At 43.2% G+C, this 25,636-nt stretch carries 21 protein-coding genes and 1 pseudogene; 6 read left to right on the forward strand and 16 right to left on the reverse strand.

Going from position 1 to position 25,636, the window contains the following annotated elements; translation table 11 throughout:
- Nucleotides 1-58 precede the first annotated feature (58 nt).
- From HC965_RS08325 to HC965_RS08335, 3 genes are all read right to left on the reverse strand, one after another.
- Nucleotides 59-1,333, reverse strand: a complete 1,275-nt coding sequence (locus tag HC965_RS08325; RefSeq protein ID WP_191031057.1) for a clostripain-related cysteine peptidase — start codon at nucleotides 1,331-1,333, stop codon at nucleotides 59-61.
- A gap of 321 nt (nucleotides 1,334-1,654) precedes the next feature.
- Entirely contained in the window at nucleotides 1,655-2,554 is a 900-nt protein-coding gene (locus HC965_RS08330) for an AraC family transcriptional regulator (RefSeq protein ID WP_191031058.1), read from the reverse strand.
- A gap of 43 nt (nucleotides 2,555-2,597) precedes the next feature.
- Nucleotides 2,598-3,500, reverse strand: coding sequence for an AraC family transcriptional regulator (locus HC965_RS08335; protein WP_191031059.1), 903 nt, complete (start codon nucleotides 3,498-3,500; stop codon nucleotides 2,598-2,600).
- Between the two features lie 237 nt (nucleotides 3,501-3,737).
- Here HC965_RS08335 and HC965_RS08340 point away from each other — a divergent pair, with 237 nt between their 5' ends.
- A complete protein-coding gene (locus HC965_RS08340; protein ID WP_191031060.1) occupies nucleotides 3,738-4,760 on the forward strand; it encodes an SDR family oxidoreductase in 1,023 nt (340 codons plus the stop codon).
- Between the two features lie 47 nt (nucleotides 4,761-4,807).
- Here HC965_RS08340 and HC965_RS08345 read toward each other — a convergent pair whose 3' ends face one another.
- The 3 genes from HC965_RS08345 to HC965_RS08355 all read right to left on the reverse strand — a co-directional run bounded on the left by HC965_RS08345 (nucleotide 4,808) and on the right by HC965_RS08355 (nucleotide 7,727).
- A complete protein-coding gene (locus HC965_RS08345; RefSeq protein WP_191031061.1) occupies nucleotides 4,808-5,344 on the reverse strand; it encodes an occludin in 537 nt (178 codons plus the stop codon).
- Nucleotides 5,345-5,484: 140 nt separating this feature from the next.
- Nucleotides 5,485-6,180, reverse strand: a complete 696-nt coding sequence (locus HC965_RS08350) for a response regulator transcription factor (RefSeq protein WP_191031062.1) — start codon at nucleotides 6,178-6,180, stop codon at nucleotides 5,485-5,487.
- A 32-nt stretch (nucleotides 6,181-6,212) separates the two neighbouring features.
- Nucleotides 6,213-7,727, reverse strand: coding sequence for a sensor histidine kinase KdpD (locus HC965_RS08355; protein ID WP_191031063.1), 1,515 nt, complete (start codon nucleotides 7,725-7,727; stop codon nucleotides 6,213-6,215).
- Nucleotides 7,728-7,863: 136 nt separating this feature from the next.
- Between HC965_RS08355 and HC965_RS08360 the strand changes: the two genes are divergently transcribed.
- Nucleotides 7,864-9,990, forward strand: a complete 2,127-nt coding sequence (locus HC965_RS08360; protein ID WP_191031064.1) for an outer membrane beta-barrel family protein — start codon at nucleotides 7,864-7,866, stop codon at nucleotides 9,988-9,990.
- A gap of 87 nt (nucleotides 9,991-10,077) precedes the next feature.
- On the opposite strand, the gene aspD is transcribed toward HC965_RS08360, so the two are convergent.
- Both aspD and aspT read right to left on the reverse strand, forming a co-directional pair.
- Nucleotides 10,078-11,721: an aspartate 4-decarboxylase gene (gene aspD, locus HC965_RS08365; RefSeq protein ID WP_191031065.1), complete on the reverse strand. Its 1,644-nt coding sequence runs from the start codon at nucleotides 11,719-11,721 to the stop codon at nucleotides 10,078-10,080.
- Between the two features lie 52 nt (nucleotides 11,722-11,773).
- Nucleotides 11,774-13,468, reverse strand: a complete 1,695-nt coding sequence (aspT, locus tag HC965_RS08370) for an aspartate-alanine antiporter (RefSeq protein WP_191031066.1) — start codon at nucleotides 13,466-13,468, stop codon at nucleotides 11,774-11,776.
- A gap of 134 nt (nucleotides 13,469-13,602) precedes the next feature.
- Between aspT and HC965_RS08375 the strand changes: the two genes are divergently transcribed.
- Both HC965_RS08375 and HC965_RS08380 read left to right on the forward strand, forming a co-directional pair.
- The gene (locus HC965_RS08375) at nucleotides 13,603-15,510 is read left to right on the forward strand and encodes a hypothetical protein (protein WP_191031067.1); all 1,908 of its coding nucleotides are present in this window, start codon (nucleotides 13,603-13,605) and stop codon (nucleotides 15,508-15,510) included.
- 81 nt (nucleotides 15,511-15,591) lie between these two features.
- The gene (locus tag HC965_RS08380) at nucleotides 15,592-17,259 is read left to right on the forward strand and encodes a formate--tetrahydrofolate ligase (RefSeq protein ID WP_191031068.1); all 1,668 of its coding nucleotides are present in this window, start codon (nucleotides 15,592-15,594) and stop codon (nucleotides 17,257-17,259) included.
- A 327-nt stretch (nucleotides 17,260-17,586) separates the two neighbouring features.
- On the opposite strand, the gene glyA is transcribed toward HC965_RS08380, so the two are convergent.
- The 8 genes and pseudogenes from glyA to HC965_RS08420 all read right to left on the reverse strand — a co-directional run bounded on the left by glyA (nucleotide 17,587) and on the right by HC965_RS08420 (nucleotide 23,622).
- Nucleotides 17,587-18,867, reverse strand: a complete 1,281-nt coding sequence (gene glyA, locus HC965_RS08385) for a serine hydroxymethyltransferase (RefSeq protein WP_191031069.1) — start codon at nucleotides 18,865-18,867, stop codon at nucleotides 17,587-17,589.
- 135 nt (nucleotides 18,868-19,002) lie between these two features.
- Nucleotides 19,003-19,740: a porin family protein gene (locus HC965_RS08390; protein WP_191031405.1), complete on the reverse strand. Its 738-nt coding sequence runs from the start codon at nucleotides 19,738-19,740 to the stop codon at nucleotides 19,003-19,005.
- An 18-nt stretch (nucleotides 19,741-19,758) separates the two neighbouring features.
- Nucleotides 19,759-20,328 (reverse strand): flavin reductase family protein, encoded by a 570-nt coding sequence (locus HC965_RS08395; protein WP_191031070.1) that lies wholly within the window; start codon nucleotides 20,326-20,328, stop codon nucleotides 19,759-19,761.
- Nucleotides 20,329-20,364: 36 nt separating this feature from the next.
- A complete protein-coding gene (gene pyrI / locus HC965_RS08400; protein ID WP_044654188.1) occupies nucleotides 20,365-20,826 on the reverse strand; it encodes an aspartate carbamoyltransferase regulatory subunit in 462 nt (153 codons plus the stop codon).
- Complete coding sequence (gene pyrB / locus HC965_RS08405) at nucleotides 20,823-21,764, reverse strand: aspartate carbamoyltransferase (protein WP_191031071.1); 942 nt, start codon at nucleotides 21,762-21,764, stop codon at nucleotides 20,823-20,825. Before pyrB ends, pyrI begins: the two co-directional genes overlap by 4 nt.
- A 103-nt stretch (nucleotides 21,765-21,867) precedes the next feature.
- Nucleotides 21,868-22,627 (reverse strand): annotated as a pseudogene (locus tag HC965_RS26850) (DUF4373 domain-containing protein).
- Nucleotides 22,628-22,650: 23 nt separating this feature from the next.
- Nucleotides 22,651-22,995, reverse strand: coding sequence for an SH3 beta-barrel fold-containing protein (locus HC965_RS08415; protein WP_191031072.1), 345 nt, complete (start codon nucleotides 22,993-22,995; stop codon nucleotides 22,651-22,653).
- Between the two features lie 225 nt (nucleotides 22,996-23,220).
- Nucleotides 23,221-23,622: a DUF4119 family protein gene (locus HC965_RS08420; protein ID WP_191031073.1), complete on the reverse strand. Its 402-nt coding sequence runs from the start codon at nucleotides 23,620-23,622 to the stop codon at nucleotides 23,221-23,223.
- 129 nt (nucleotides 23,623-23,751) lie between these two features.
- On the opposite strand from HC965_RS08420, the gene HC965_RS08425 reads away from it, so the two are divergent.
- Both HC965_RS08425 and HC965_RS08430 read left to right on the forward strand, forming a co-directional pair.
- Nucleotides 23,752-24,705 (forward strand): tyrosine-type DNA invertase cluster 3b, encoded by a 954-nt coding sequence (locus HC965_RS08425; protein ID WP_191031074.1) that lies wholly within the window; start codon nucleotides 23,752-23,754, stop codon nucleotides 24,703-24,705.
- A 351-nt stretch (nucleotides 24,706-25,056) separates the two neighbouring features.
- Nucleotides 25,057-25,629 (forward strand): UpxY family transcription antiterminator, encoded by a 573-nt coding sequence (locus tag HC965_RS08430; protein ID WP_191031075.1) that lies wholly within the window; start codon nucleotides 25,057-25,059, stop codon nucleotides 25,627-25,629.
- Nucleotides 25,630-25,636 lie beyond the last annotated feature (7 nt).

Below are 25,636 nucleotides of genomic sequence, written 5' to 3' on the forward strand. Positions count from 1 at the left end.
GAGATTTTGCCGAAAACTGTCAGAGTGATGGCATTTATTCTGACAGTTCCCTGCCTCTTCAATGTGTAGCCATATACCAGGCTGTCTCTTTCTTTTTAGCAGCTTCCGTACTGGTACTCGGGTCGGAAATAGTAATACCCGAGAAAGTATCTATTTTTATTTTTCCTCTAGTCATTGTATAGTAATAATCTGTATTTCTTTTGAATGGAACAGTCTTATCCAACTGTTCTTTAAATTGGGCTAATAATCCCTGGTCAGGACACAACTTTGAAACATAGTCTTCGCAATCGAAGAATATAACAGGCGAATAGCCGTCCAGTCTTTGTAAAGAACTGATTGATGTCGGGTCAAATGTATATTGACTATTAATGTCTTTCATTATGGCTGCCAGATTTTCCAATTCCGAGCAATCAGTAACAGCAAGTGTACCGCACGGCATTGCTGTATAATTTGAATAAAAAGAATGGAATCCTTCACAAATCTTCTCGTAATTGACTTTGCCTATCAAATACTCTCCAATCTCTGCGTAAGGCATTCCATACGCCATCACCTCACTGGTAGATGCAATTAAATGCTCTGTTACGTCCTTGAGGTCATAAGCTACCTCTACGCCCGACATATAGCAATCATCAAAAAGTATATATTCCATTTTCAGGCCGACACGGGTTATTCCTTCGGCAAGCGTAGTTATATCCGTCTGATATTCGGGAGATGTCCCGCCGAATAAACGTGTCATAGGCACATTCTCATATTCCCAATGTCTCTTGGTAGCACTGAATCTACTGCGGGATTGAGTATTTGATACGGGTATCCATCCCATTCCGTGACATCCGATAATCATTGAATATCGTTTGGCAGGAGCATAGGTTTTAACATCGTTCAGAATAGAGGCAATACCTTCTACTGTTGTATATTCAGGATTTGGATACTCATAATTTTTATAGTTCTTTCTTTCTACTTCCTTTTCATCCTTATAGACAAGTTCGAAAAGAGCTGCTTCTGTCGGTGTGGTACACATGAACACGATAACTCGTTCATTCTTCAGTACATTCTTTGCGACTACTTTTCTCAAGTCGTTAATATTCTGTTTGAAGTTAGTTGTAAGATTGGTAGACCAGGGAAGATACATGAATACGGTCTGTTCGTTATCCGGACGTATGATCGGATCGCTAATATTGAAATCAGCTAATTTATCGTCCGGAAGCTCTGTTTGTCTTGTACTCGGGGGTGTGGAAACAGGTTCTTCTTTCTCACACGAACTCATGCTGAAGGAAAGAAGTAGTATGAAGATAACTGATTGTATCAGTCGAAAATATTTGTGCGTTGTCTCCATGATTCTACGGGGGTTAAATTTTTCTTTTTATATATAACGTAAAAAGAGAACTTTTTGATTTACTAATCGAGAGAAATTAGATTTTATACATCCCTCTTTATGCAAAGTTACTGAAAATTAGCGGATTTCTCACTATTGGGCATAAAAAAAGGAGCAACGCCTTGCTCCAACCTTTGTTAACCTTAAATCTAATACTATGAAAAACACATTGCAAAGGTACGTACTTTTGCGATATCTGCAAATAATCCAAGAAAAAAAGTATGTTTCATAACATAGATTAAGAATTTGAACTTCCAATTCTATTCTTATTAAACACTTTTTTTAATTAGGCATTCTAAAATCATTCGGTGAACACCCGGTAATCTTCTTAAATAGCCTGCTGAAATATTGCAGATTCTGAAACCCAAGCTCTTGTGTTATCTGACTAAGCGGCTTATCGGTATTTATCAGCCACTCTTTCGCTTTCTCGAAACGTTTGAACTGGACATACTCTTTAAATGATTTCCCCGTTTCATATTTCAATAAATCATTGAAATATTCAGAAGATAAATGAAGGAGATTGGCATATGTCTCATTCGAAAGCATATCAAGAGTCTGAGCAGGCTTCGTCTCAAAATGATTATCGAGGATTTTATCGAATCGTTCAATAATTTGTTTATTCACTTCGTTGCGTGTAATAAACTGGCGTTCGTAGAAGCGTACACAATAATCGAGCAATAACTCGATATATTGAGAGATAATCTTCTTGCTGTGACGGTCGATGCAACGTTCCAGCTCCTGATTTATCTTATCCATAAATTCCAGGATTACCTGCTTCTCACGTAAGGAGACGTGCAGTGCTTCCTTGAGCTGATAAGAGAAAAGAGTATAGTCCTTTATATTCATCCCGAGGGGAGTACCGCGAATAAGGTCGGGATGGAATGCCAATATCCATCCTTTGGAAGGAAGTCTTTTATTATTTGCTTCTATACTGATTGACTCTCCGGGGGTAAGGCAGACAAGAGTACCGTCCGAAAAATCATAATACTGATGACCGTATGTATATGCTTCGCACTTGCACTCACTCAACAGAATCGTATAAAATCCGAACTTGATGTCAGTGTGTGGTGACAAGTCAGCCTTTGAGAGGTCGATGACACTCACCATCGGGTGTAGTGTCTTACTTCCCAAACAACAGTTACATTGATGTACGGTTCCTATTTTGAGTACTTTATCTCCCATGACGTAAATTATCTCCTATATCTGATACCCTAAAAACGATGTTTTAGTTATTTTGTTTATATTCGTTTGGTGTGCATCCGACGTGCTTTTTAAACAATCGGCTGAAGTGCTGCGGATACTGGAATCCCAATTCATAAGCCACCTGGCTGACGGTTTGATTTCCTTCCAGTATTCGTTCCTTGGCAAGCTCTATAATCCGGCACTGGATATATTCTTGCGCAGTTTTTCCTGTTTCCTTTTTAATCAGGTCACCGAAATAATTAGGAGAAAGACAAGCTTTGTCGGCAAAGTATTTCACGGAAGGCAACCCTTCTGTCAGCGCATGCTGACTCAGGAAATATTCATCCAGCAGTTGCTCGAATTTCACGATTATATCTTTATTCTCCTGATTACGTGTGATGAACTGACGTTCGTAGAAACGCATACAGTAATCAAGTAACAACTCAATGTTACGGACGATAAGCTGCTTGCTATGCTTGTCGATAGGATGCTCCAGTTCCAGTTTTATCTTATGGATACAGTCGGTTACGATTTCTCTTTCCTGGTCGGAGAGATGAAGTGCTTCGTTCACTTCATAAGAGAAAAAAGTATAGTTTTTAATTGTCTGTCCCAATGACGTTCCCCGGATTAAATCGGGATGGAATAAAACGCCGATAGAATTTGTACGGGATGCAGTTCTATTGCGGTTGTCTATTCCAGTAACCTGTCCGGGAGCCATGCACACCACTGTCCCTTCCTGATAATCGTAATATTTGCGACCATATCTAAGGTCACCGCATTTCGCTTCCTTCAGAAATAAACAATAAAATCCGATATTCATGCGGATGTATTCAACCGTCCTTGTGGACTTCGCGAATTCAATCACATTAACTAACGGGTGCAGCGTTTCCAGTCCAAACAGTTGGTCGTACTGGTCAATAGTCTCAATTTTAGTTATTTCATCCATAGTGCCTTGTTATTTATCTTCTTTCGCAAAGATAAAACATTTCGATATATCTTTTTCATTCTGATATTCAAATCAGTAATAAGGGTACAAGAATCAGTAATTTGTATACTACATGACTTTATGGGCAGATTGTTTCCCCTGAATAAAAGACATACGCAAGCAAATTAATACCAACGATTGAAGGAAATAAACCATAGAATTGATATATTTGTTCCACAGAATTTAAAGACCTATTTTATGAAAGCATTATTCATTGGTGGAACAGGTACAATCAGTACCGATGTCGTTGCATTGGCACAACAAAGAGGGTGGGAGATTACCCTTCTCAATCGCGGTTCGAAAAAGATGCCGGAAGGAATCCGCAGCATCCTTGCTGATATAAACGACGAAGACGCTGTGGCAAAAGCCATCGCAAATGAAAGCTACGACGTAGTTGCCCAATTCATAGCCTATACGGCAGAAGATGTGAAGCGTGACATTCGCCTGTTTCAGAATAAAACCAGGCAATATATCTTTATCAGCAGCGCTTCCGCCTATCAGAAACCAGTGGCTGATTATCGCATAACGGAGAGCACCCCTTTGATAAATCCTTACTGGCAATACTCCCGGCATAAGATAGAAGCGGAAGAAGTACTAATGGCAGCCTGCCGCGCAGATGGATTCCCGGTGACTATTGTCCGTCCCAGCCACACCTATAATGGTACAAAACCACCTGTCAGCGTACATGGAAACAAAGGGAACTGGCAAATCCTAAAACGTATCCTTGACGGGAAACCGGTCATTATCCCCGGCGACGGAACTTCATTGTGGACATTGACACACTCTAAAGATTTTGCCAAAGGATACGTGGGGCTGATGGCGAATCCCCATGCCATAGGAAATGCCTTTCATATCACTACGGATGAAAGCATGACCTGGAATCAGATTTATCAAACGATTGCCGATGCTTTGGGAAAAAACCTGAACGCATTGCACGTTGCTTCCGACTTCCTTGCCAAACATGGAGAAAACTATGATTTCAGAGGTGAACTGCTGGGAGACAAGGCAACTACCGTTGTCTTTGATAATTCGAAGATAAAACGTCTCGTACCTGATTTTAGTTGCCATATTTCCATGGCAGACGGTCTGAGGCAATCCGTACACTATATGCTTACTCATCCTGAATCTCAAACACCTGATTTGGAATTTGATTCATGGTGTGACCGTGTAGCCGATTCAATGCGGGCTGCGGACGAAGCTTTCCTAAGGAACTCTCGTTGATTTTTTCCAGTAGTCGATTCCCTTAGGATTATCGATTCCTTTTTATTTTAGTAGGGGACATTGCGCCCCTGCTGCACTTCAATCCGTATACCGAAATTACCGTTAGCGGATTTTAGTTCGAATGCCCCCCGGAAATTATTCTTTTCCCAAGGCATGGCGCTCCGGTTGGGAACTCTCCAACCGTCTTTATCATAATCTCCATACGTATTGATTCTCATTCCGTTTTTCAGCTTGAAAGAGCCCATCTGCATAAATTGCGGAGAAGAAGACAATCCCCAACCATATCCATATCCGAAACCGGAAAAAGAAGAAGAAAAAGCATCCGTAAATCCCTGTGTATAGGTCGCATCCGTATTGAAACGGAATATTTGATTGTAGTCTTTACTTAAATCAGGCATACTCAAATCAAACTTAGGCAGTTGGGGAGCAGTGACATTCATCAATCCCATATCCAGCAAGAAACCGCCAAACTCTTTTACATTGGCTGACGGGGCACGACGAATACTATCGGAAGGAATTTCCGACTGTGCGGATGCAAAACCGACTGATAATGCCAGCGAAAGAAATAGAATCAGTTTTTTCATCTTCGTAAAGGTTGATTTACGACAAAGATAGAAATTTTCAGCCTGACTACCCACCTTCGTTATATTTTCTTAGAGAAAAACTCCTTAAAACATGCTGACATTATTTGTATGCCAGCTTAAGTGGCTATTTATATGCCAGTTTAAGTAGCAATCAATTTATATCCGATTCCCCGTACATTTACGATACGAATCTGTTCGTCCGACGAGAGCTTATGCCGTAATTTCGTGATAAACACATGCAGGCTCCGGGAATTGAAGAAACTGTCATCTCCCCAAAGTTCGAGCAATACATCCTGCGTGTTGACTACCAGGTTACGATTCTCACATAACCGTTTCAAAATCTCCGATTCACGATGGGAGAGTTCCTGTTTCACTCCGGCATGCAGCAATGTCTGTGCTATGGGGTCGAACAGATAACTCCCAATCTCGAAACGATTGGAAGTTTTATTTTCAGAGAAAAGGAACGCTTTCCCCATAAGTGCCTTAATACGGATAATCAACTCCTGCATGCTGAAAGGCTTCTTCAGATAATCATTGGCACCGAGCTCAAATCCTTCCACCACATCATTGATACCCGAGCGGGCAGTGAGGAACAGGACAGGAGTCTGCTTGTCCGTCTGACGAATCCTGCGCACCATTTCGAAACCATCCATTTTGGGCATCATTACATCAGCCACCAATACATCCGGTCGGAGTTCGAAGAAAAGGCGCAAACCTTCCTCGCCATCGGCGGCTGTATGGATAGTAAAACCACTGTCTTCAAGCGTATCTTTAATAATCATGGCGAGAGTCAGCTCGTCTTCTACCAACAGTACTTTAATTTCGTTTTTGCTCATGACTCAAGTGTTTTATAGAGTTCAAGTGTATTTTATAGAGTGATGGTAAATATACTTCCTTTTCCCGGTTCACTTTTTACGGTAATCGTTCCACCGTGTTTCTCCACCATGCTTCTCACATAGAAGAGTCCCAGCCCATATCCTTTCACATTGTGAAGGTTGCCTGTCGGAACCCGGTAAAACTTATCGAATATATGCTTCTGTTTATCCAAAGGAATTCCGATTCCCCGGTCAGCAATACTGATGGTAACCGTCTGCTCCGTCTGCCGGCAACGGATGGTAATATCGGCTCTCTCTTTCGAATACTTCACGGCATTGTCTATCAGGTTACTGATAATATTACTGAAATGTGTCCGGTCTACTACGATAGTCAGTGCTTCCGGTTCAATCTCCAAAGTTATCTGCACCGGCTTGTCCGCCTTCAGTTGATGTTGTTCTACCAACGAAACGATTAACTCTTTCAGATTGACCTCCTCGGGATGCAGGCGGAAAGTCTTGCGGCGTTCCATACTCATAGATAAAATCTGCTCCACCAAACTACTCAAACGTTGCAACTGTTCCTGACTGATACGCAGATATTGGTCTCGTTTCGTCTTTTCTTCCGCCTGATTAAAATTGAGTAACGCATCATTCGCCGCGTATGCCACCGCAATCGGTGTTTTCAGCTCATGCGTGATATTATTGGTAAAATCACTTTTCATATCTTCCAATGTCTTTTGCCGGAGTAGCGTCCGGATAAGAAACCAAAAGGAGAATCCCAAAATAAGGAGAATAATAAAAGAAGTAGTCAGAATTCCCGTCATATGTTTCCATACCAGTGAATCGACAGGTTCAAAGACAAGTTGGTAACGCTGGCTGCGACTCATGTTAAAGTCGTAATCGTAACGAATTGCCCGTGGGGTAGGGATATAGCTGCTGTCTCCCGCCATACCGATGGTATCAATATACATAACGGTGGAATCCGCATTTCTTCCGGTATGAATCAATAAAGTATGATGCGGAATTTCAATATCATGCTCCCGCAATACATTGTTAAGCAGACTGTCATATCGTTGCAGATTAATGTCGATATACGTATCTACTCCCGCATGAATACCTTGCTGAATGCTAAGCAGCAGTTCCTTCAGGGAATCCTGTTTCTTCAATAACACGTCCAGCCCGCTGCCACTAGACGCAATTGCCTGGGCTTCGTCACCTTCCGTATTCGTCTTTACCGTGTCGGCTATCGTCTCCGTCCGTGAATGTACAGTATCCTTATAAGTACTGTCCGTATAAGAAATCGTCTGACTTGTCACTAATGAATTACCGTCCGCGCCATATCCGGCAGACACCGTCACCGAGCCATGCTCCACATTGTCCTTCTGAAGTTCATTCACCCGGAGCACTATCTCGTTGAAGTCACTCGTGCGCATGGCATCCCTGATTGTATTCTCCATATCCTGCTTCATAGTCCGGTAAAGCCCTGTCAACCAATAAGCCTGATAGACAAAGATACCCGCTAACGAGCAAATGACTAGAATAACGATATATTTCAATGGTAATTTCATACCCACAAAGATAAGAGGAAACAATTATATCTCTTCTCTTTGATAAGACTAAATAACACTAGATAAGTGGACGATAACGCAAAATCTCGCTTTTTCTGCCGTATTTTGCAGAGTACCAAAATAAATACAATACGATATGAAACGAATTTGTTTACTACTTCCGCTTTGCGTCTGCGCATGGATGCCGGTAGCAGCACAGCAGGAACAAACAGCACAGCAGGAACAGCAAACGCAAGTCCCTGTGGATAGCGTGAAAAATATAGCTTATGTCGACAGCATATTCAAAGAACTGCCCGAAGTAATGATAACCGGCGAACGTCCCATCGTTAAGGCAGAACAGGGAAAGCTGGTCTATGACCTTCCGAGACTGGTAGGTAACCTGCCTGTAGACAATGCCTATGACGCTGTGAAAAATCTTCCGGGAGTCATGGACTTGGGTGAAGGACTAATGCTGGGCAGTCAGGAAGTAACCGTCGTTATCAATGGGAAAGTGACTACCCTCTCTACCGAACAATTAAACGCATTATTGAAATCAATCCCCGTCAGCCGAATTGAAAAGGCGGAAGTGATGTATTCCGCCCCGGCACGTTACCAAGTCCGGGGCGCTATGATAAACCTGGTACTGACTTCAGGCACAGGACACGAACCTTCCCTTCAGGGAGAACTCTATACCGCTTTTAATCAAAACCATTACGAATCCTTGACCGAGCGTGGAAGCCTTCTTTATTCCGGTCATAAATTCTCTGCTGACCTTCTTTACTCTTACTCTTACGACCGCGACCGGAGAGAAACGGATAAAGAAGCGCTTCACACGCTTGCCGATGGTTCAACGCATCAGATGGATATGTATGAAAACACAATCTCCCGCAACAACAGCCATCAGATACGTCTCGGAATGGATTATGCCTTTACAGACCAACATCTGCTAAGCCTTGTCTATACAACAGCCTTTACAGACTCCAAACACAATGCCACAGTGACCGGTGCACAAAACTCATTGACAAACTCGCACGCGGACAATCAGCTCCATAACACAAAACTCGACTATCAAACCCCGTTCGGCCTGAAAGCCGGTGTGGAATTTACCTATTATCGTTCTCCCGGCAGCCAACTTCTATACAGCACCCTGGGAAACGAAACCATGAACTTCCTAAGCCGGGATAATCAGCGAATCAACCAATGGCGTTTCTATGCCGGACAAGAACATTCCTTAGGCAAAGACTGGGGCTTGAACTATGGCATGGCATACACGACCGCCTTAGACCATAGCTTCCAAAGATACTACGACCCCGAAACAGAAACCCTGCTACCGGACAATAACATGCAGTCCCGCCGCTGCGAGCAAACCCTGAACTTCTACGCCGGCCTGAGCAAAAGCTTCGGGCAGAAATTCTCAGCGGATATTTCTTTAGCAGCCGAGCAATATCATACGGACATTTGGAACGAATGGAGCTTCTACCCGGTTGCCAACTTTACTTATACACCCGCCGCCGGGCATATGCTGCAACTTTCATTAAGCAGCGATAAGGAATACCCCGAATATTGGAGCGTACAGAACTCCACCTCTTATATGGGCGCCTATTCCGAAATCCAGGGCAACCCCCTGCTCAAACCCGCCGCGAATTATGAGACGACACTTAGCTATATCTTAAAGGGCAAATACGTCTTTTCCGCCTATTACAGCTATACGAAAAATAATGAAATGCAGACTCTCTATCAATCTCCCGACCGCTTGGTAGAAATCTATAAATTCTTCAACTTCGATTTTTCGGAACAGGCGGGCATTATGATGGTCGTCCCGTTTAAAATAAAGAAATGGCTGGATTCCCGCCTGACGGCAGTTGGACTTCGTTATCACCAAAAGGACAGTGATTTTTGGGACATCCCGTTCGACCGTAAACTCTATACATTCGTACTGACCATGAACAACACCTTCACCCTCTCCACCAAACCGGATTTGAAACTAACCCTGACCGGCTTTTATCAAAACAGAATGATACAGGGAACATTCGACCTTCCCCGTTCGGGAAACCTGAATACGGCACTGCGTTATACCTTTGCCAAAGGTAAAGCACAACTGACGCTGAAATGCGATGATATATTCAATACCTCTACCATTTCCACACGCATCCGTTTCGGCAATCAGAACGTGAAGAACCACTATATGAGAACTACGCGTGAGTTTGGCGTTTCCTTCAGCTATAAATTCGGCGGATATAAAGAGAAGAAAAGAGAAGACGTGGATACTTCCCGCTTTAAATAACCTGAATCTTGCTTGTAGAATGTATTAGCAATAAAATAGGGTATCCTAATTGAAGGATACCCTTATACATAAATAAATTGAGTACTTTTATTGAATAGATGCCTTCCACACTTCGGCATATTCTTCCAATACCCGCTTGATGCTTTGTCCGATTTTTACATAATCAGCTTCATTCAGATTGGCGAGTGATACGCGGACACTCCATTTTGGCCCCGCAAAACCACCGCCATTCAGTAGCACGAGCGAAGTCTCATTGGCGAGACGGAACACAATATCCAACGGATTATACGTCTTTTGCAGATAAGCAACGAAGTCATCCCCATAAAATTTCTTCGCCCACACCAGCATGTCAATCTCCGAATAATATCCGGCACGCAGCGGATCTTCGATCAATGTGAAACCGGTGTTATCCCATAACGCATGCAGACGACGACGGATAATCTCCTGCATCTTGGCCTTATAACGGTCTTCCTTATCAAGCAAGGAAAATAAAGCAAACAAACTCATCTGCATTTGTTGGGGAAGAGAAAGCCCTGCCGTATGATTCAATGCTATCTGACGGCTATCAGCCACCATACGGTCAATAAACTTCATCTTTTCAGGATGCAAATCAAGACTCGAATAACGCTTGTTTAAGATTGCCTTCTGCTCATCCGACAGGCGAGCTATCATTTTGTCGTAGATGTTGTCTTCGTGTAAAGCTATCACTGCATTTCTCCATCCTGTAGCTCCGAAATATTTGGAGAAAGAATAAACGCAAAGCGTATTATGCGGTAATTCCGCCATCAACGAACGGAAGTGGGGGATAAACGTTCCATACACATCGTCCGTGATAACCATCAGATTCGGATTGTCATTCTTCACGATGTTGACAATACGTGCGGCAGTCTCCGCGCTAAGCGCATAGCTGGGCGGATTGCTCGGATTCGTGATAAACAATGCTTTGATTTGCGGATTTTTCAGCTTGTCAATATCTTCATCTTTATACTGCCACGTATGTAATCCGTCAGCAGTCATCTGGTCGGCAGATATTTCGGTAACATCGAACTGATAACGCCGTAATTGCGGAATCTCGATATAAGGCGTAAATACTGGAATCATCAACGCGATAGCATCTCCCTGATTCAACAGAAAATTCTCCTGAAGCGAATCAAACAGATAACACATGGCAGCCGTTCCCCCTTCAGTAGCGAAAAGATCGAAAGTCCCTTTCGGCGGACGGCGGTCGCACATTTCCTGTGCCAGATAATCCTGTACAATCAGTTCCGTGAAATGCAGAATACGGTCGGGCACAGGATACTGGTCGCCGATAACGGATTCCGCCCATTCGTGAACAAGCGTGTCCGGATCGGCCGCATGTTCCATCAACATATAATTATACCCCTCTTTCAGCAGATTGACACCCGCTGCTTTCTCATTATCTTTCAGGAACGCCTCGAAACGGGCGGCTATCCCTGCTTTTTGCGGAATACCCGCTACTCCTTCTTCCAGTGAAAATACACGACGACATTCGCAAAGCCCGAATTGTCCCAACAGGAAGAATGCTTCCCGGGGTTCGGTAGCAATCCAGTTCGGATTTCCCCGACCGGCATTCAGCATGGTATGCGCTATTTTCTTGATACTTTCATCCGCCATATCAATGAGCTTGTTTTTAAGCTCGAAAGGGCTGATGGTTTCCATTTTCCTGGCGTAGCTTTTGCTAATAGCCGGGCTATTGTCTTTCTTTTCCATAATGTGAAATCTATGATTAGTTAATGAATTGTCTAAAATATCCGGCCAACGTCTACATCAGTAGCACGATAACCACTCCCCAAATAATCAGCAACGTGTTGCCGACAGCATAGGTAACCGTATATCCCAAAGCCGGAGTATCACTTTCCACCGCATCCTGGATAGCTCCCAACGCGGCAGTTGTAGTACGTGCCCCCGCCGTACATCCCAAAGACAGGGCAGGGTGGAATTTGAATACATATCTTGCCATCAATAACCCGCAAAGCAACGGAATTGCCGTAGCCAGCGCACCGACGATAAACAGACTGAAACCTACATCCTTGAACCCGGCTACGAAACTGGGGCCTGCGGCAATACCGACCACTGCGATAAACATATTCAGCCCTACATTATTCAGTACCCATAAAGAAGGTTCGGGGATACCGCCGAAAGTAGGATGCTTGCTGCGCAGCCAACCGAATATAAGCCCTGCAATCAATGCGCCGCCACTCGTGGAGAGACTGATAGGAATACCACCCAAATGGATTGCCAGCGCACCGGCAAGCCCGCCGACCAAAATACCCAGCCCTACGAAGATCATATCCGTCTGATTAGTCGGACGGTCAACATACCCCATCTGCCTGGCAGCTCCTTCCACTTCATGCTTCATTCCTGTAAGTTCGAGAATATCTCCCGAATCCACCACTGTCTGCGCAAGTACAGGAACATTGATACCTGCACGCTTGATACTGCGGATACTGACACCATGCATAAATTTCTGTGCCCGGATTGTCGCTATCTTTTCTCCCGCGAAAGTCCGGTGAGTAACCATTACCGGAAGCGTCTCCGCCGGAAAATCGAGCAACTGTGCGTCTACCACTTCCGGCCCGATCCAATCTTCTTCACCGATAACGAACTCCCGTCGTCCGCTCAATACGACTTCATCTCCCGATTGAAGAACCATGTCGGGACTGACTTCCTTCACGACTCCCTGTTGGCGAACCCGTTCTACAAATAACCGTTTGTCTTTTCCGGTCAGATAGGCTTCCAGTTCGCTGACATTTTTCCCTTTTCCAAACCACTTATTTGTGATTTTGTAAGCACGGAAGACTACGGGGCGAAGGGCAGGAGAGAATCCCGGCTCATCTACTTCCGAAGTTCCCATTTGTGCTTCCAACGCTTTGCAATCCGCCTTTACCTTATCCAGCCCGCCCAGCATCTTCGGGCCGAGAGAAGCCAGAATCCATGCCGAGCCTGCCGTACCGAAAATATATGTCACGGCGTAAGCCACCGGAATAGCATTGATATACGTAGCTTTCTGTGCTTCGCTGATACCCAACTGATTGATAGTATCGCTTGCCACACCGATAACGGCTGAAATAGTCTGCGAACCTGCCAGCAATCCGGCAGCTTCTCCCACATGATACCCCATAATTTTGGCCAGTATCCACGGGGCTACCAGGCTGACAATACACATCAGTACGGCAAATCCTACCTGTGGCAGACCGTCCTTTTTCAATCCCCGGAAGAACTGTGGCCCTACCTTGTAGCCTACGGCAAATAAAAAGAGCAGAAAAAACACAGCTTTCATCGGGCCGTCTACGGTAATATTTAGTTGTCCTACCAATACCCCGACCAGCAGAACACTGGTCACTGTGCCTAAAGAAAACTTCCCGATTTTGAGTCTGCCCAACCAAAATCCCGCAAAGAGAGTGAGAAAAATGGCAAGCTCCGGGTGTACCCTTAGTTGATTAATAATCCATTCCATAATTAAGTTGTTGTTTAGGTTATGCTACTTACAACAGTTTTTGGATGAAAAGAGTTTGTTTCTTTATAGGTGTTTTGCTCTTTTGAAATATAATATTAAATTTGTAAGATTAATAATTAACGACAACTACTTGTATGATAAAGACAAAACTGCTATTAGGTCCTCTGTGCTGTTTTCTATCCTTATTTGTTCAGGCACAAAGAAAAGAATTTACTTTGATTCCGGATAACTATATCTCAATAAAAAAAGGGGATACTTTGGCAATACGCCAGTTACAGAACGAGAGTACGAATATGACTGTGCGCGTGAAGAAAGATATGCTGATTTATGCAGCATACACCTGCTTTACAGGTGTGAATTCAGAAAAGCCGACTTTAGATTTCTGGTTGCAACAGACAGAAGGAATGTCTATTGATGATAAAGATTTCAAATCCAACAAATATCTGGATGCCGTTACATCAGAGAGAATGAAAAGAGAAGTTCTTCGTTATATTGACAAGAGACGCCGTCAGCTGGCGGAAGAAAGAATCAAACAACAGAAAGCGCAGGAACGTAAACTGGCAGAATTGCATGAACAGGATAGCCTGCGCCATTTGATGGAAACAGGTAACTATGATAAAAAGAAATGGGTATTTAATTCCTTCTTCCGCGTTATTATAAACAACGGCGTCGGGACAACCACACACTGGATAAGCGTTTCACCCAGAATAGACTATATCTCCAATAAGATTGGAGAAGAAAATGAGTGGCTATTGGGATTGTTGGCAGCAGTGATAGCAGCAGTCTTTATGTCTATAATGTCGAAGCATGCCTTGGCTTCTATGGGCAAAGAAAACGGTAAGTCCGAGCTTCTCATCTATTTGGGAATCTTCCAGTGTGTCGCTCTCTATATGATGTTTGTTTGTGTATACTCTGATATTGACGAGTTGATGGTACGAAGTACGGGAAAAGAATATATAGCCCAATATAAATATGATAACTTTTGCTTTGTGACAAGTGATAGTATTGCAGTAGAAGTGAGCCAGGGTGAGTGTACTTTTGACTGGGTGGGACAGGGAACCGAAGTCCCCGTCCGTTATGATGAAACGGCCATGAAACTGGCGGTCGATATGCAGAAATATACGCTTCGTAACTGGAACTGGATACTTTTCATCAGCCTTCTCTTATTGCTCAATCTTTTGTTATGCTATGGAAAGTTCAATTGGATATTCAAGAAAATCTTTCGTAACCGGACTACGGTACATGATTCTCCTTATCAGAAGTATATATATTTCCCGTGGCATTTCAAGAATAAGAAGTATGAAACATTCGACCAATTCAAGAAAGAATTAGAGCATTTTCGTTTCGAATGGGATGAGATCGATGAGGATGATAAAATATACGAGACGCCACGTATTCTCATCCGATACAATAAAGAATATGCGGAGAAACCTGTAAAATTTGAATTAGAGATTCGCCCGGACAATGGAGAGAGTATTCGTATGGATCAATGGATGTATAAACTACAGAATGAGCTTGTCCCCTATATGGAACGTTTGGGAGAACCGGATACAATGAATGGCTGGATTCACAAAGGATGGACAGCAGGAAAAGAAATGATATGTGACTTGTCATGTTGTTCCTCTTTGGATGATGATGACGTTCTGTTTGCTGATATTGCCTGGAAATTTACAGAAACCGAATATACGGATTATCGTACTTTTATTCATGATGTAATGGCGTTTCAAACGGAACATGGAAAACATTTCTGGAACCCCGATGTTATAGTAGTTAAACAACCGTCCTTTACTCTTTGCTACTATAATCCGCGAACAGGACATTTGGAATTATATGATATGGAAGCTGATAATGGCGTCACGTTGACAGAAGGAGAAATTCTGTATAAACTGCATAATCAGATGAGAGATGTGCTGCCCGGTCAGGAGTTCTGTTATCTCCAGTATCTTGTTTTCAGACCGGTGGAAGCGGATTCCCTGGAAGAACTGGAAGAGAAACAAAAAGATAAGGACATTTACGATTTGTTTACGACGAATGAGATATAATATCCGATGAGCCTATAATTTCTCAATCTCGCTTTTTTGTTATACTTTTGCCTTTTCAAAATAAAACTAATCATATTCTGTATGAAATCAGACATAGAAATTGCTCGCAGCATTGAGCTGAAAAAAGTAAAGCAAGTTGCCGAAAGTATCGGAATCCCCCGCGAGGAAGTAGAGAATTATGGTCGCTATATCGCAAAGATTCCCGAACAACTGATTGACGAGGCGAAAGTAAAGAAGAGTAACCTTATCTTGGTAACTGCCATTACAGCCACCAAAGCGGGTATTGGTAAAACTACGGTATCTATTGGTCTTGCCTTGGGACTCAACAAGATAGGAAAGAACGCGATTGTCGCTTTGCGCGAACCTTCTCTCGGCCCATGCTTCGGCATGAAGGGCGGAGCAGCCGGCGGCGGATACGCCCAGGTACTCCCGATGGATAAAATCAATCTCCATTTCACCGGTGACTTTCACGCCATCACCTCTGCTCACAACATGATTTCCGCCTTGTTGGACAATTACCTTTATCAGAACCAGTCAAAAGGTTTCGGACTGAAAGAAATCCTTTGGCGCCGGGTGCTCGATGTGAACGACCGTTCATTGCGCAGCATTGTCGTTGGCTTGGGACCGAAATCAAATGGTATCACCCAAGAATCCGGTTTCGACATTACACCCGCTTCCGAGATTATGGCCATCCTCTGTCTCTCTAAAGACATAAACGACCTGCGCCGCCGTATTGAAAATATCCTGCTCGGATTCACCTACGACGACAAACCTTTCACAGTCAAAGACCTGGGAGTGGCAGGAGCCATCACCGTATTGCTGAAAGATGCCATCCATCCCAACCTTGTTCAAACCACTGAAGGAACTGCCGCTTTCGTACACGGTGGCCCGTTTGCCAACATCGCCCACGGTTGCAATTCTATCTTGGCTACCAAATTGGCTATGTCTTTCGGCGACTACGTAATAACAGAAGCCGGATTCGGTGCCGACCTCGGCGCAGAAAAGTTTTATAATATCAAATGCCGTAAAAGCGGACTCCAGCCATGCCTGACAGTAATTGTTGCCACCGCGCAAGGACTGAAAATGCACGGCGGTGTCAGTCTCGACCGTATCAAAGAACCGAACATGGAAGGACTGAAAGAAGGATTGCGCAACCTGGACAAGCATGTCCGCAATCTCCGCTCTTTCGGACAGACTGTGATTGTAGCCTTCAATAAGTTTGCGACTGATACAGACGAAGAAATGGAACTGCTTCGCGAGCATTGCGAACAACTGGGCGTAGGCTTTGCCATCAACAACGCCTTCAGTGAAGGCGGAGAGGGGGCAGTAGACATGGCACGCCTGGTAGTGGACACCATCGAAAACAAACCATCCGAATCTCTGCGCTATACGTACAAAGAAGAAGACGGCATCGAACAGAAGATTGAAAAGGTAGCTACTAATATCTACGGGGCAAGTGTCATCACTTACAGCAGCATTGCCCGCAATCGCATCAAGCTGATCGAGAAAATGGGAATTACCCATTATTCGGTCTGTATCGCCAAAACACAATATTCATTCTCTGCCGACCCTAAAATTTATGGTGCAGTGAATAATTTCGAATTCCATATCAAGGATATAGTTATCAATAACGGTGCGGAAATGATTGTGGCGATAGCAGGAGAAATTCTCCGTATGCCGGGACTGCCTAAAGAACCGCAAGCGTTGCATATAGATATCATAGACGGAGAAATAGAAGGATTGAGCTAGTATTACCGCAGGGAAATCTTGCTCCAACACTACATTGATAAATCCCCGTCTTTCCTTATAAATCAATAGGGAAAGACGGGGATGCTTGTATATAGAGTCCAGTGCGCTTTTTTATATCTCTTCTTGCACACTGTACGATTGAATTCATTTCTGTTGAAGAGATATTTTATATCCTTTTTGTAATAAGAAAAACGAATTTTCTGACAGATAGTTCGGACAGCATGGTTAATAAATATAAAAAACAGGTCTGCTCTTTTCTCAAAGAACAGACCTGATATAAAAATGTAAAAAGGTAACTGATAGCCTGAACTATCAGAAAAGAGTTTTTTAATCAGCAAAAAGAGGATACTTCTTCATTGTCTCATTGACACGTGCACGTACTTGTGCGATAACCTCTTCGTTTTCTACGTTAGACAATACAGTCTCAATCATTTCAGCAATTTCAATCATCAAGTCTTCCTTAGCACCACGGGTAGTGATGGCAGGAGTACCCAAACGGATACCGGAAGTCTGGAAAGCCGAACGGCTGTCAAACGGAACCATATTCTTGTTAACGGTAATGTCAGCAGAAACCAATGCTTTTTCTGCCACTTTACCTGTCAGGTCAGGATATTTGCTACGCAGGTCTACCAGCATAGAGTGATTGTCAGTACCACCGGAAACGATGGTAAAGCCACGGTCTACAAGAGCCTGTGCAAGTACAGCCGCATTTTTCTGTACCTGTTTTGCATATTCCTTAAATTCAGGTTGCAGGATTTCGCCGAAAGCTACTGCTTTAGCAGCAATCACGTGTTCCAACGGTCCGCCTTGGATACCGGGGAATACAGCAGAATCCAGTAATTGAGACATCATTTTGATTTCACCTTTCGGAGTCTTCTTACCCCACGGATTGGGGAAATCCTTACCCATCATGATGACACCACCACGAGGTCCGCGAAGTGTTTTATGTGTAGTAGAAGTGACGATATGTGCATATTTAACCGGGTTTTCGAGTACTCCGGCAGCAATCAGACCGGCTGGGTGAGCCATGTCGATCATCAGGATAGCGCCTACTTTGTCAGCGATTTCGCGCATACGTTTATAGTCCCATTCGCGTGAGTAAGCAGAACCACCGCCGATAATCATTTTCGGTTTCTCGCGCAGAGCGACTTCTTCCATCTGGTCGTAGTCAACGCGTCCTGTTTCCTGATTCAGGTTATATTCGCAAGGAGTATAGATAATCCCCGAAGTATTCACCAGTGAACCATGAGAAAGGTGTCCGCCGTGTGCAAGATTCAATCCCATGAATTTGTCGCCCGGATTCAGGACAGCCAGGAAAACAGCTGCGTTAGCTTGTGCTCCTGAGTGCGGCTGTACGTTCGCCCATTCGGCTCCGAAGATTTCTTTCAGACGGTCGATAGCGATTTGTTCGCTTTGGTCTACAACTTCGCAACCACCATAGTAGCGTTTGCCTGGATAACCTTCTGCGTACTTGTTAGTCAGACAAGAACCCATTGCCTGCATTACCTGGTCACTCACAAAGTTTTCTGATGCAATCAGCTCGATACCTTTCAGCTGACGTTGATGCTCTTTTTCGATGATGTCGAAAATTAAGTCGTCTCTTTTCATTCTTTTATAAGTAAGATTAAATTTCTAATTCGAGATACCTATTTTTAAGCGCACAAAGTTAATGAAAATAAATAAAGAATGAAGGAAGTGCAAGAAAAATGTTAGTAAAAAGCCGGATTTAATGATATTTTATTTCTAAAGGATGAATCCCAGCGAAAAACTTAATGCGCTGTCGCGACGGCGGAAAGTGATATTGCTGACCCCCGTACTACCGTCGGAATTGATATTATCATACACAATGGACTTGGATATATTTCCCACTCCCTGCTCATAGCGGAAATCAAAGAAGATACGGGAGATATTGACGCCAACGCCAATCACGACACTGACATTGAACGGATACAACTTTTCGTGAATACCTTTCTGGTCGAAGTTCTTGAAAGTGATTTCATTCTGCTTTCCCCATAAATAACGGAGCTTGGGACCTGCAAAGATAGACATCCCATACGGCCCTTTCTTCACCACATTATATCCATACAAGACAGGAAAGTCAATACTATGCAGTACAGACTGCACCGAAGCATAATCCGGCTCGATGGCAGGATGCTGCGAACCCAACTTGTCAAAAGTAATTTCGCATTTAGTCACATTGTACGATACTTCCGGCTGGATGAAGTGCTTCTTCATATTGATGCGCATAAAAAGAGCGCCGAAATAACCGATTTTATAGTTATTCTGGACCTCGTCAATCGTCACATCCTTGATTTTCAATTCAGACACCATGAACATAGAAGAATTGAATCCCGCCTTGATACCGAAATTTATTTTCTTCGTATTGGGGCGGTCTACTCTTTCTGTGTTAAAGTTCTGTCCGAAAGCCGTGCAGGCTACGGATAACGAACCGAGAAAAAGGATTTTACGCAGCATATTCATGGTCATATCGTCCTTAGTTTATGTCTTTTTCTTTTCTACACTCCAGCCGAACTTACCGATTTTCTCTCCCAAGTCATAATATCCGCCATGTACGTACACCAACGGATTAGCTTCCGCCAGTTCGAGTTTTCCGGTCTCGGGATTCAGATTCCGGTCGTCAGCACGTACATTCACCACATCTGCTATGAACATATCATGCGAACCGAGAGAAACAATTTCCTTCACACGACATTCGATGCAAAGAGGAGATTCTTCAATCAGCGGTGCGCTGACCACAGTACAGCGTCCCGGAGTGAGCTTCATCTCATCAAATTTATGATAATCGCGTCCCGAACGAACCCCGCACCAGTCGGTGGCAAAAGCCATGTCTTTAGTTGTCAGGTTGATAACGAATTCCATGTTTTTTTTGATAATCTCATAAGAATGTCGTTCCGGTCGTACGGATATATAGCACATGGGCGGGTTTGTACAAATCGTACCCGTCCATGCCACAGTGATAATATTATATTCACTTTCTTCTTTTCCGCAGCTGACCAGTACAGCCGGCAGCGGATAAATCATCGTTCCTGGTTTCCAGTCCTGTTTCAATTTGAATAAAGATTTAAAAATGAGGAATCAAAGAATTCAGAGGATGGTAATTTCCTCACGCTTCTGTTCTTTCTCGCAATAATGGCATTTTACGATGCAATTATCCTTGTCTATCACGTGGAATAACGTAGCCATCGGCTCATTGTTCGTGATACATTTCGGATTGGCGCATTTCACGATTCCGCGAAGCTCGTCCGGCATCTTCACTTCCTTCTTTTCCACTACCTCGTAATCACGGATGATATTCAGTTTGACATGAGGCGCAACCACTGAAATACGGTTAATCTCCTCATCGCAGAAAAACTTATCCGCAATCTTGATGATACCTTTCTTACCCAGCTTCTTGCTTTCGAGATTGAATCCGATAGTGATATTGCTCGTCATATGCTCCACACCGAGCAACTGTACTACGGTAAAGAGCTTTTCGGATGGAATATGGTCAATCACTGTCCCGTTCTCGAGGGCAGCTACTTGCAGTTCTTGTTTATTTTCGCTCATAATAAAATATCGTTTTTAACGTCGTCTAATGTGATACCTAACACATCGCAAAGGATTGCTTCGCGAGCATACAGACCATTCTGTGCCTGTTGAAAGTAATATGCTTTCGGGTTGTCGTCCACGTCGTATGCAATCTCGTTGACACGTGGCAGCGGGTGCAAAATGCGCAGGTTCGGACGGGTATTCTCCAGCATTTTGTTGCGGAGGATATATACGTTCTTTACCCGTTCGTATTCCATCAGGTCGGTGAAGCGTTCGCGTTGCACACGGGTCATATACAGGATATCGGCATCCGCTATAATTTCTTCGGTAAAGTCCGTATGTTCAACGTATTTTATTTGATGAGTCTTGCAATAAAGCTTGTATTCTTCCGGCATTTTCAGTTCTTCGGGAGCGATGAAATGGAAAGTAGGGTTGAAGTGGCGCATGGCCATCAACAGTGAATGTACGGTACGTCCGTATTTCAAGTCGCCTACCAGGAAGATGTTCAGGTTTTCCAGTGTGCCCTGCGTCTTGTGGATAGAGTAGAGGTCAAGCATGGTTTGCGACGGATGCTGGTTGGCTCCGTCTCCTGCATTGACAATAGGCACCGGGGCTACTTCGCTGGCATACCGTGCCGCTCCTTCAAGATGGTGGCGCATGACGATAATGTCTGCGTAATTACTTACCATCATAATCGTGTCTTTAAGTGTTTCCCCCTTGGAAGAGCTGGTCGCTTTGGGGTCGGAGAATCCGATAACCCGTGCACCGAGACGGTTGGCGGCTGTTTCAAAACTCAAGCGGGTACGTGTGGAAGGCTCAAAGAACAAGGTTGCTACTACCTTGCCTTGCAATAACCGGCGATTGGGGTTCATTTCAAACTGCTTCGCCATTTCGAGCATGTAGAGGATTTTTTCTTTAGAATGTTCGGCAATGGTTACTAAACTTCTGTTTTCCATTTTGTTATCTTTTATGTGGATAGAACTTGTTTTACCGGAGTGTAAAGGTACGAAGAATTTGTGAGAAGCACAGAATTTTCGTACCTTTTTTATCGGCTTTTTATCAGCCGGCTTGTTTTCGTCCGCCGGCTAACGCCGCAATGATATATTTCCCCGGCGCCCCAATCTTGTTCCAGGACGTATTGGAAAGCAGTTTCCACACCTGAGTACCTTTCCTGCCATAATCCGACAGCCGAAGAATCGTCTGCCTCTCTTTCGGATTCGTCACTTTATGGCGTTCCAGGCTTTCTATCAGTCCGTTCATGTTGTGTGTAGCCTGATTGTAAGCATACCCCGGAATTTCAAACGAAGTATCGTTTATTTCTTCTTCCTCAAGATTTAGTTTAGTTTCCTTTAGTTTAGTTTGTCCGGAAATGTCGTCATTTTCCGGGTTCACGTCCTCTTGAGTTGGAAAAATGTCTGCATTTTCTTCATTCACGTCCTCTTTCCGTATCCCTTTTTTCTTCTTGTTTTCTAATATATATGGTTATTGCTTCGAACCACACTTCCTGAATCCGTTCCGAAGTCAGTACACCATATTTTTCGTAAATCTCCCTGTGGAAAAATCCCTTTTCCAATAATAATTCGACAACCTTTTCCATCATTTCCTCTCTTATCCCGCCGCCTACTTTGCGGATGAAAATCAGGTTTTGTTCTTTTCCCCAAGAGATGTAATATCCCTCTTTATAGATTTTGCAAAGTAGCCGCAAAACAATATAAGAAGCTAAAACTCCAAATTTGGCTTCCAGTAATTCCATAATTTCTTCATCGAAAAAATTAGCCGGTGTAGGGAAATAAGGTATCCCTTTGTTTATCATACTCATTATTCAGTATTTTTTATTATAAATTATACGATTGCTTTCCACTCCAACAGGTTACTGATTCTGAATCTTCTCCACCCATTCTGTTCCTCACTCCAGTAGATAACAGACTCCTGTTTTACAGTGCATCTGAATTCACGGTGGAAAAATTTTTCGTATCCTACCAATGTGCCTTTTTCCAGGCAGAATGTTCCGTCCTGTTTCTGAAAAGCTATCATTACATTTCCATATAGCATATGTTTTACCAGTTCCATACACTTCTGCACAATTCTTTCCGCACATATTTCCGAAATACCTTTTTCTGCGGCAATACGTTTCTTCCATATTGACATGTAGTCTTCAGACTTTTTTTTCTTACAATTTCTTTTCATTGTATAAAATATTTGATTAAAATTACTCGTGTTTATTGTATAAACTTCTCCCTTTCGGGATAGTAACGGTATACTGCAGATATAGCGTCACTATCCTCGTCTTATAGTGACGCCATCGCGACAGGATAGCGTCACTATTTTTTAGGGGAGAAGTTTACTGTTTTTCAGCCGGTTGAAAACGGCGGCAAAAGTAGAGCTTGCATTTCACCTGCACAATTATTTTTGTCAATACTTATTAGAAGCCTTTTCTTTAGCCTGTCTTTCTTTTTCTTCCCGCTGCTCCCGGAGAGTTCCTCTGATTACGGATAGCTTTGTTTCTATACTACTGATTTCCATTAACTTATACCCACCTTGCTTGGAGACGTATAAGTGCTCTTTTTCATGGATTTGTTTGGCTAAATCTTTTAGCTTTTTGGAGTATCCCATATGGATTTCTCCCTCGTCCAACTTTTGCAGATATACTGTGAAAAGTGCCGTTTCATCTCCGGTCATTCCGCCTCTTCTTTCCAGTTCATCCCAACTGATGATTTCAGTCTTCTTGCATCTGCCGCCACTCTTTTTCCAATTTTGGGCATTGTTTTTTACTCGTGTTTTTGCTTCTCTTTTGGGTGTCTTTTTACTAGCCATAATTGCTAATTTTCACATTAGTTAAAAATGATAAATATTAAAATATACTTTGGCAACTGTGCGATAAAGCTGCAAAAAGATTTGTTTTTTTGTCGCTTGCCAAATAGTATATATATAAAATAACTAGTGATGCAAATGATGAACAAAAGTGGATTTAGTCGGTGTGGAGAGCTCTACATCGGCCGTTTACGAAAGGAGGGGCGTCATTCTACGGCGCATGTCTACAAGAATGCCCTTTTCTCTTTCAGCAAGTTCTGCGACACTCCCAATGTGTCGTTCAGACAAGTCACCCGTGAGCGTTTACGATGCTACGGGCAGTATCTTTATGAGTGTGGCTTGAAGCTCAACACGATTTCTACGTATATGCGTATGCTTCGTAGTATTTATAATCGTGGAGTGGAGGCGGGGAGTGCTCCCTATGTGCCGCGATTATTCCATGATGTTTATACAGGGGTGGATGTCCGTCAGAAAAAAGCCTTGGCTGCTTCTGAATTGCACAAGCTCTTGTATGAAGACCCAAAATCGGAACGATTACGCCGCACGCAGGCTATTGCCGCCCTGATGTTTCAGTTTTGTGGAATGTCGTTCGCCGATTTGGCTCATTTGGAGAAATCTGCATTGGAAAGCAATGTGTTGCGATACAATCGTATCAAGACTAAAACTCCTATGAGCATAGAAATACTGGATAGTGCGAGAGGAATGATTAATCAACTTCGGAATAATCAGGATGCTCTGCCCGATTGCCCCGATTATCTGTTTGATATTCTTCGTGGTGATAAGAAGCGAAAGGATGAAAGAGCTTATCGGGAATATCAGTCTGCTCTCCGTCGGTTCAATAATAACTTGAGGGAGTTAGCCAGGAAATTGTATTTGAAATCTCCGGTCACTTCCTATACGTTTCGCCATTCTTGGGCTACTACTGCCAAGTATCGGGGGGTATCCATTGAGATGATCAGTGAATCATTAGGACACAAATCTATAAAAACCACACAAATCTATTTGAAAGGCTTCGGACTTAAAGAACGTACAGAGGTAAATAAAGGGAATTTATCTTACGTTAGAAACTACTGCATGGGGCGATGATAAATATGTAATGTGTTAATAAACAGGGATAAAACATGTGTGTTACTTCTTAGGTAACGGATTTAAATTTGACGCAAAGATAGACAAAAACATAGATAGTAAACAAGTAATTCTTTAATTTTTTTCGTTTTATTTGATTTTTCAAATAAAAAATGCTTGAACATGAAAATAAGATTATTTCATGTTCCAACTTTTTATTGCCTAATTTCGAGAAATTTCTCGCTGAGTATTAGGTCGTTCCATTTTTGTGCCCTGTCAATGCCTGTAATTTCCATTTTTATGATTGTGTGTGTTCCGTAACTGTGTTTTCCGTTACCTAAGAAGTAACGGATAAACATGGGGTAAAAAAGTATGATTCTAAGAAAAGAAGGAACTTTAAGTGCTGGGCCTAAAATTGGGACAGGGGAAGGCGTAGCACACTCTAAACGCTGGTATGTCGCTATGACCAGAATGCATCATGAGAAGAAAGTGCAGGAGCGTTTGGAGAGAATGGGGATTGAAAGTTTTATACCTGTTCAGCAGGAGATTCATCAGTGGAGCGACCGCCGTAAATTGGTCGAAACAGTATTACTGCCAATGATGGTCTTTGTGTATGTCGATCCGAAAGAACGCAAGGAAGTTTTGTCACTATCTACAGTCAGTCGGTACATGGTAATACGAGGTGAGAGTAGTCCGACTGTAATTCCAGATGATCAAATGGCTCGTTTCCGTTTTATGCTTGACTATTCTGAAGATGTCATTTCTATGAATAGTGCTCCATTGGCACGTGGCGAGAAGGTTCGTGTTATCAAAGGTCCTTTGACCGGACTTGTAGGGGAGTTTGTTACAGTAAATGGTAAAAGCAAGATAGCTGTCCGGTTAAATATGTTGGGATGCGCTTGTGCGGATATACCTGTAGGGTATGTGGAACCGATAAATCATTGAGAAAACA

The sequence above is a fragment of the Bacteroides sp. GM023 genome, assembly GCF_014750685.1.
Lineage (GTDB): Bacteria > Bacteroidota > Bacteroidia > Bacteroidales > Bacteroidaceae > Bacteroides.

Excerpts from the sequence above, each read along its gene's own strand:
- HC965_RS08325 (WP_191031057.1), bottom strand. The coding sequence starts at position 1,333 with ATGGAGACAACGCACAAATATTTTCGACTGATACAATCAGTTATCTTC.
- HC965_RS08330 (WP_191031058.1), bottom strand. The coding sequence starts at position 2,554 with ATGGGAGATAAAGTACTCAAAATAGGAACCGTACATCAATGTAACTGT.
- HC965_RS08335 (WP_191031059.1), bottom strand. The coding sequence starts at position 3,500 with ATGGATGAAATAACTAAAATTGAGACTATTGACCAGTACGACCAACTG.
- HC965_RS08340 (WP_191031060.1), top strand. The coding sequence starts at position 3,738 with ATGAAAGCATTATTCATTGGTGGAACAGGTACAATCAGTACCGATGTC.
- HC965_RS08345 (WP_191031061.1), bottom strand. The coding sequence starts at position 5,344 with ATGAAAAAACTGATTCTATTTCTTTCGCTGGCATTATCAGTCGGTTTT.
- HC965_RS08350 (WP_191031062.1), bottom strand. The coding sequence starts at position 6,180 with ATGAGCAAAAACGAAATTAAAGTACTGTTGGTAGAAGACGAGCTGACT.
- HC965_RS08355 (WP_191031063.1), bottom strand. The coding sequence starts at position 7,727 with ATGAAATTACCATTGAAATATATCGTTATTCTAGTCATTTGCTCGTTA.
- HC965_RS08360 (WP_191031064.1), top strand. The coding sequence starts at position 7,864 with ATGAAACGAATTTGTTTACTACTTCCGCTTTGCGTCTGCGCATGGATG.
- aspD (WP_191031065.1), bottom strand. The coding sequence starts at position 11,721 with ATGGAAAAGAAAGACAATAGCCCGGCTATTAGCAAAAGCTACGCCAGG.
- aspT (WP_191031066.1), bottom strand. The coding sequence starts at position 13,468 with ATGGAATGGATTATTAATCAACTAAGGGTACACCCGGAGCTTGCCATT.
- HC965_RS08375 (WP_191031067.1), top strand. The coding sequence starts at position 13,603 with ATGATAAAGACAAAACTGCTATTAGGTCCTCTGTGCTGTTTTCTATCC.
- HC965_RS08380 (WP_191031068.1), top strand. The coding sequence starts at position 15,592 with ATGAAATCAGACATAGAAATTGCTCGCAGCATTGAGCTGAAAAAAGTA.
- glyA (WP_191031069.1), bottom strand. The coding sequence starts at position 18,867 with ATGAAAAGAGACGACTTAATTTTCGACATCATCGAAAAAGAGCATCAA.
- HC965_RS08390 (WP_191031405.1), bottom strand. The coding sequence starts at position 19,740 with ATGAATATGCTGCGTAAAATCCTTTTTCTCGGTTCGTTATCCGTAGCC.
- pyrI (WP_044654188.1), bottom strand. The coding sequence starts at position 20,826 with ATGAGCGAAAATAAACAAGAACTGCAAGTAGCTGCCCTCGAGAACGGG.
- pyrB (WP_191031071.1), bottom strand. The coding sequence starts at position 21,764 with ATGGAAAACAGAAGTTTAGTAACCATTGCCGAACATTCTAAAGAAAAA.
- HC965_RS08415 (WP_191031072.1), bottom strand. The coding sequence starts at position 22,995 with ATGAAAAGAAATTGTAAGAAAAAAAAGTCTGAAGACTACATGTCAATA.
- HC965_RS08420 (WP_191031073.1), bottom strand. The coding sequence starts at position 23,622 with ATGGCTAGTAAAAAGACACCCAAAAGAGAAGCAAAAACACGAGTAAAA.
- HC965_RS08425 (WP_191031074.1), top strand. The coding sequence starts at position 23,752 with ATGCAAATGATGAACAAAAGTGGATTTAGTCGGTGTGGAGAGCTCTAC.
- HC965_RS08430 (WP_191031075.1), top strand. The coding sequence starts at position 25,057 with ATGATTCTAAGAAAAGAAGGAACTTTAAGTGCTGGGCCTAAAATTGGG.